At 65.8% G+C, this 6,408-nt stretch carries 2 protein-coding genes; both read left to right on the forward strand.

Annotation, left to right across the window (positions count from 1 at the left end):
- Positions 1-8: 8 nt before the first annotated feature.
- Positions 9-2,972 carry a phosphoenolpyruvate carboxylase gene (ppc, locus tag H7F36_RS21965; protein ID WP_187052756.1) on the forward strand — a complete coding sequence of 988 codons (2,964 nt, stop codon included), beginning with the start codon at positions 9-11 and terminating at the stop codon, positions 2,970-2,972.
- A 202-nt stretch (positions 2,973-3,174) separates the two neighbouring features.
- On the forward strand, positions 3,175-3,351 hold the full coding sequence (locus tag H7F36_RS21970) for a hypothetical protein (RefSeq protein ID WP_261802439.1): 177 nt from the start codon (positions 3,175-3,177) through the stop codon (positions 3,349-3,351).
- Positions 3,352-6,408 lie beyond the last annotated feature (3,057 nt).

Raw genomic sequence — 6,408 nt, forward strand, 5'->3', positions numbered from 1 at the left:
ATGCTAGCATGTTGCGCTGCAGCAACGCCGATGGCCATGCCTTTCGGCGCGTTGAAAGCGCTTACGGCAATCCCGCCAAGACGAGGAAAGACGAGGAGAAGAGACCGTTGAAAACAACAAGCAAAACAACAAGCAAGACGACAAGCAAATCAGCAGCGCCCGTTGCAGCGACAAAGCGCAGGCCGAGCGAAGACCAGCCACTGGTCGATGACATCCGCTTGCTCGGCCGCATCCTCGGCGACGTGATCCGCGAGCAGGAAGGCGAAGAAACCTTCGCGCTGGTCGAAAAGATCCGCACGCTTTCAGTCGCCTTCCGGCGCGACGCCGATCACCAGGCCGACCGCGCGTTGAAGAACCTGCTCAAGGGCCTGAGCGCGTCCGAAACAGTGCGTGTGATTCGCGCCTTCACCTACTTCAGTCACCTTGCCAACCTCGCCGAAGACCGGCATCAGATTCGCCGCCGCACCGAGGCCGATCGCGCCGGCGAAAGCGCGTCCGGCACGCTGCCGATGGCGCTAGCCCGCATCCGAAAAGCCGGCATCTCGCCCGAAGCCATTGTCGAAACGCTGGCCCACAGCTACGTGTCGCCGGTGCTCACCGCGCACCCGACCGAAGTGCAGCGCAAGAGCATCCTGGACGCCGAACGCGCCATCGCCATGCTCTTGACCGCACGCGACGAAATCCAGCAGCGCCACTACGCGTTCATCGGCAAGAAAGACGCTCTCACACCGATCGAGTACGCCGAGAACGAAGAGCAGATGCGCACCCGCGTGACGCAACTCTGGCAGACGCGGCTGTTGCGCTTTTCGAAGCTGACGGTGGCCGATGAAATCGAGAACGCGCTGAGTTACTACGAAGCGACCTTCCTGCGCGAAATCCCGCGTGTCTATGCCGACTTGGAACGCGCGCTGGGCCAGCGTGGCATCGCCCCCTTCCTGCGCATGGGCCAATGGATCGGTGGCGACCGCGACGGCAACCCGAACGTCACCGCCGACACGCTCGAATACGCGCTGAAACGCCAGTCCGAACTGGCCTTGCGCCACTACCTGACCGAGGTGCACTTCCTTGGTGGTGAGCTGTCGTTGTCCGCCACGCTGATCGATGTGTCGGTCGAGATGCAGGCGCTGGCCGAACGCTCGCCCGATGCCAACGAACACCGGGTCGACGAGCCCTATCGCCGTGCGTTGACGGGCGTGTACTCGCGCCTCGCGGCCACCTTGCGTGACCTGACCGGAGGCGAGGCCGCACGCCATGCCGTAGCGCCGCAAAACCCATACACGCATGCTGAACAGTTCCTCGCCGACCTGCGCACCATCGAGGACTCGCTCATCGAAAAGCATGGCGCGGTGCTCGCCGCTCAGCGCCTGAGCCCGCTGATTCGCGCGGTCGAGGTGTTCGGCTTTCACCTGGCGACGGTCGACTTGCGCCAGAGTTCCGACAAGCACGAAGCCGTGGTCGCCGAACTGCTCGCCACCGCGCGCATGGAACCGGCCTACGCCGCGCTGGCCGAAGACGCCAAGCAAACGCTGCTGCTGAAACTGCTCGACGACGCACGCCCGTTGCGCGTGCCCGATGCGGCGTATTCGCCGCTGGCCCAAAGCGAACTCGCGATCTTTGCAGCCGCGCGTACCGCACGCGCACGCTACGGCAATGCCGCCATCCGCCACTACATCGTGAGCCACACCGAAACGGTCAGCGACCTGCTCGAAGCGCTGCTGCTGCAAAAAGAAGTCGGCTTGCTGCGCGGCGCCATGGACAAGGACGCCACCAACGACCTCATCGTCGTGCCGCTGTTCGAAACCATCGAAGACCTTCGCAACGCCGCGCCGATCATGCGGGCCTTCTATGCGCTGCCAGGAATTGCCGCGCTGGTGCAGCGCTCGGGTGCGGAGCAGGACGTGATGCTGGGCTACAGCGACAGCAACAAGGACGGCGGCATCTTCACCAGCAACTGGGAGCTGTACCGCGCCGGCCTGGCACTGGTAGCCCTGTTCGACGAGTTGAACAAGGGCAAGACGGAGCCGATCCGGCTGCGCATGTTCCACGGCCGCGGCGGCACCGTCGGGCGCGGTGGCGGTCCGAGCTACGACGCCATCCTGGCGCAGCCACCAGGCACCGTGCGCGGCCAGATTCGCCTCACGGAGCAAGGCGAAGTGATCGGCTCCAAATACGCCAACCGCGAGATCGGCCGACGCAACCTGGAGACGCTGGTCGCCGCCACACTGGAAGCCACGATGTTGCCTGTCGCCAAGGCAGCGCCAGCGCCCTTCGTTGCAGCCGCCGAGGCGCTGTCGGTCGCGAGCATGGCCGCTTATCGCAAGCTGGTTTATGAAACCCCCGGTTTCGGCGACTACTTCTTCGGCGCCACGCCCATTCGCGAGATCGCAGAACTCAACATCGGATCGCGGCCAGCTTCGCGCAACCCGAGCCACAAGATCGAAGACCTGCGCGCAGTGCCGTGGAGTTTCAGCTGGGGCCAGTGTCGGCTCACTCTGCCGGGCTGGTACGGCTTCGGCTCGGCGATCGAGCAGTTCCTGGGCGACGGCAAACCTGCCGAGCGCAAGGAACGGCAAGCGCTGCTGCAGCGCATGTACGCGCAGTGGCCGTTCTTCAGGACGCTGCTGTCGAACATGGACATGGTGCTGGCCAAAAGCGACCTCGCGCTGGCGTCGCGCTACGCCGAGTTGGTGGCCGATCGCAAGCTGCGGCAGAAGGTGTTTTCGATGATCGAGACCGAGTGGCACCGCACCTCGGACGCGCTCACGCTCATCACCGGCGCCAAGCAGCGACTCGAAGGCAACGCCGACATGCAGCGCTCGGTGCGCCATCGCTTTCCGTACATCGACCCGCTGCACCATCTGCAGGTCGAGCTGATGCGGCGTTACCGTGCCGGCGAAGGCGGTGAGCGGCTCCAACGTGGCATTCACATCTCGATCAACGGCGTGGCGGCCGGCCTTCGCAACACCGGCTGATCACGTTGTGCGCGCCCTCCTACGCAATCATTCGCCGATCGGGGGCATCGAGCGTCAGGTTCAGGAATAACCTGACGTTTGGTCACACGGCAGCCGGATTGCGATGTTGCAAGCCGTGTCGGCGCCCTGGTCGTTCACAGGAAACCTTGTTATGTCTTCGCCTCGATCTTCTGCCGTTTCGCATGCAAGCCAAGGCGACTTCGTGAGCAGCGATTTCGATGCGCTGGCACTTCACATGCGGGACTGCGCAAGAGCGCGCGGCCCCATGTTCACGTTGCGGAGCGGCTTGCAGCGGTTTCACGCCATGGCTGCCGGCCGGATCGTCACCGTTGCTTTCCTGGCCTTCGTCATTGCGCTCGGACTGCTGGCCCTCGCCTGACATGTGAGTGAGCGCCGCACCCGTCTTTTACCGCTTCGATTCGCTCAGCAAATACGCTCTTGAGCTTCTGTCGAGGCCGCCCGAGGCGGTCGAGTTGCCGGTGCGCGCGGAACTGTTCGGCACGCAACGGCTGGAGCAACACGGACGCAGTCTCGCCCGCGCGCAGGTCATCGACGACGAGACCAGCGCTGCAGGCGCCGCACCGTTCTTCCCCAGGGTCGACCGCAACCTCGAATCGCTGCGCAACGCCTTCGACTACATCGCGCTGACCTCGCGCAGCGGCCGCTACGTGTCGCCTGCGGCCGAGTGGCTGCTCGACAACTTTCATCTGGTCGAGGCGCAGCTCCAGCAAATTCGCGAAGGCGTTCCGCGCAGCTACTACGCGCGGCTGCCCAAGCTGGCGGCGCAACCGCTGGCCGGCCTGCCGCGGGTCTACGGCATTGCCTGGGCCTACGTGGCGCACACCGACAGCGTGCTCAACAACGAGCTCTTCACCGCGTTCCTCAACGCGTACCAGGAGGTCGACGAACTCACGCTGGGCGAGCTGTGGGCGTTACCGACGACGCTGCGCGTGGTGCTGCTCGAAAACCTGCGCCGCGTCGCCGAGACCATCGCCGCAGCCAAGGTGGGGCGTGAAATTGCGCACGCTGCGTGGGATGCCGCGCCGTCGCTCTCCGAGCAAGACCTCGATGCCATCCACGCGGCGTTGCTGAGCCGCGGCCTGGCCGCCAGCTACCTCACGCAGTTGTGGCAACGGCTGCCGGTCGAGCAAGGCGAGACGCCGCCGGCGCTGGTTCGCTGGACCGCGCACCACTGCACCAACGGCCCCGCGCTGATCGGCGATGCCCATGCAGAACAGGCCGCGGCGAACCTGACGGTCGGCAACATCATCACGACGCTGCGCATGATCGGGCAGGTCGAATGGGCCGACCTGATCGAGCCGGTGAGCCGATCGCTTCGCGTGCTGCGCGAGTTGCCGAGCTATGGCCGTGAAAGCGAACTCACGCGACAGCAAATCACGCACGCGATGGAGCAGGTCGCGCGCACCACGGCGCGCCCCGAGCGCGAAGTGGCGCTGGCCGTGGTGCAGCTCGCGAGCGCGCCGGCCAATCCGCTGATCGAGGAATCCGACGATGCGCACTGGGCGCACGCGGAGTGCACCGCCGGCTACTTCCTGTTCGGCCGCGGCCGCCCGGCTTTGATCGCTGCACTGCGGCCTGCGGATCACGGTGCAACTGCGGAGACAAACGCGCCACCCGCGGCTGGCTTGAAGTTTTCCGGCGGCTGGAAGTTGCCGCTGTACATCGGCGTCGTGGCAGTCGGAACGGCGCTTTTTCTCGCGCTTGTGGTGCGCGCATTGCACGGCGCCGACGGGCCCGATGCGGGCTGGACGACGACCGTCGCTCTCGTGCTCATGCTGTGGCCACTTTCCGAAGTGGTGATCGCGTTGATGCACCGCATCGTGTCGGAATCCGCGCGCGTGCAGCCCTTGCCGCGGCTCGATTTCACCGGCGGTATCCCGGCAGCGCATCGCGTGCTGGTCGTGGTGCCTGCGATGCTGACCTCGAGCCGAAACAACGCGCGGCTCGCACATCGGCTCGAGCTTCACTGGCTGGCCAATCGAGAAGCGCAGGCGCAGTTCGCGCTCCTGACCGACTGGGCAGATGCTTCGCAACAAAGCCTGCCGGAAGACGCAGCCTTGCTCGACGACGCACTGCACTGCATCGCATCGCTGAATGCCCGGTACCCCGTGTCGCCGGCGGCATCACCCGATGCAGCGCCACGCTTCTTGCTCCTGCATCGCCCGCGCAGCTGGAGCGAGACCGAGCGCCGCTGGATCGGCTGGGAGCGCAAGCGCGGCAAGCTCGAGATGCTGATGCGCTGGCTCGCTGCGGGCGACAGCAGCGGCTTTGTCCCGCTGGCGCCCGGCCTTCAGTTGATGCGCGACATCCCTTATGTCGTCACGCTCGACAGCGACACCGGCCTGCCTTCGGGCGCACTGTGCGAGCTGGTGTCGATCGCAGCGCACCCACTGAACGCGCCGCAAATCGATGCGGCCACGCGACGCGTCGTCGCAGGCTTCGGCATCCTGCAACCGCGCATCGTCACGCCGTTTCCGGAGCGCAACGAACGCTCGGCTTTCCATTGGTTGTTCGCGGGCCAGTGCGGCATCGATCCTTACAGCAGTGGCGCGTCGGACGTCTATCAGGACTTGTTCGGCACCGGCTCTTTCACGGGCAAGGGGCTGCTGCATGTGCGCGCGCTACACGACACGCTCGACCGTCGGCTGCCCGAAGGCGCGGTGCTAAGCCACGACCTGCTCGAAGGAACCGTGGCGCGTTGCGCGGTGGTCAGCGACCTGGTGCTCGTCGAAGACCATCCACACCACGCCGGCGTCGCGGCTTCGCGCATCCATCGATGGACTCGCGGCGACTGGCAGTTGCTGCCGCTCATGCTGCGTCCGCACCGCTTCGGCATCGACCTGCTGGGCCAGTGGAAGATGTGCGACAACCTGCGCCGCGCCATGGTCGTGCCCATGTCCGCAGCGCTGCTCGCCTGGGTCATCTTCACCGGCGCGTTGCCGCTTAACCTGGCATTGGGCGTGGTGCTGCTCGCCATCACGCTGGGGCCTTTGCTCGGCGCGCTCGCAGGTCTGGTGCCGACGCGGCGCTCCATCGAGCTCCAGCATTTCTTCGACGTCGGCTCGACCGAACTGCTTCGCGCCATCGCGGGCGCGGCATGGCAATTCACACAGCTCTTTGCGCAGACCAAGCTGCTGGCCGACGCCACACTGCGCGCGCTCTGGCGGCTCGCCGTCAGCCGCCGGCATCTGCTGCAGTGGACGACGGCCGACCAGTTGCAGGCGCAGGCGCGTTACAGCCCCGGGCCGTTCTTGCGCGCCGGCACCTTTGCAAGCTTGCTGTGCCTGGCGATGGCTGTCGCGGCGCACTGGAGCGCCGACCCGCTGCTCGCGCCAGTGCTGTTTTTGATCTGGGCCTGCGCACCGCTGGTGGCATGGATGAGCAGTCGCGTGCCGCATGCGAACGAAGCGGCGCA

The organism is Variovorax sp. PAMC28562 (assembly GCF_014303735.1).
GTDB lineage: Bacteria > Pseudomonadota > Gammaproteobacteria > Burkholderiales > Burkholderiaceae_C > Variovorax.

What these genes read in the sequence shown, in the direction of transcription:
- ppc (WP_187052756.1), top strand. Translation starts at nt 9, where the DNA reads ATGTTGCGCTGCAGCAACGCCGATGGCCATGCCTTTCGGCGCGTTGAA.